Source organism: Bartonella sp. MR100HLJHH (assembly GCF_042194215.1).
GTDB lineage: Bacteria > Pseudomonadota > Alphaproteobacteria > Rhizobiales > Rhizobiaceae > Bartonella > Bartonella grahamii.
In genome coordinates, this window is sequence record NZ_JBHIMR010000091.1 from 1 (window position 1) to 805 (window position 805).

An 805-nucleotide genomic window follows, 5' to 3' on the forward strand; every position below is an offset into this window, starting at 1 on the left:
GTTCACTGCTGTTATTAGAAAGCTCATTATGAAGATCTGTCAGCGATGTATCAACACCGCTAAAGGCTGAACCAACATCATGATATGACTGACCACCAACAACATACGTCGGAAGATTGCCTACAAGAACATCAGCACCACCACCTAAATAGCTCGATGTATTTTTAGAAACACTGTCTAGATTAGTAGTCACTGTCGTAACATTTTTATTAGTCGCAAATAACTGAGAGCCATTTACAACTTCTGTCGATTCTGCTGAAAGCACTCCTGCCTTAACACCTGAAAGTGTCCGATCCGTACCAGTCTTGTTGGCAATGTTGAGTTCTGTACCTTCTACTTCTTTACCAATAGTGATAACCTTCGTATTATCATCCTGCTTGGCAAGGCTATCACTGACAACATTAGTTACATCATTATGAACATTCGTGATAGAACTCGCAACTCCAGCAAATGCTTCCGATACACTATTGTAAACCTTTTCCTCACCAGCACTACCATCAGAATTGACAGTTTTAAGCTTGAAGGTAGGTGCAACCCATTCTCCCTTTTCATTATAACCTGCTCCTCCACCAAAATACGTCGCAAATGTCTGATTCATTGAATAAAGTTGATTACCAGCGACAGCATCTGTTGATTTAGCGCTAATCTCACCATTTGCTAGAAACGTAATTCTACTGTTTTCTTGTGTCCTGACAGCTTTGCCTTTTTCTTCTTTACTCTTTTCATGACGCGCTACAAAGGCATCGGCTTCCTTGCTCCATAACAAAGAATCCTGTGCTACTCCTTCAGAAACCTCTTTAATCCT

At 40.7% G+C, this 805-nt stretch carries 1 pseudogene; it reads right to left on the reverse strand.

Annotated elements, in window-relative coordinates:
- A pseudogene (locus ACFIJ7_RS09690) lies at nt 1–805 on the reverse strand (hypothetical protein); the annotation flags it as partial.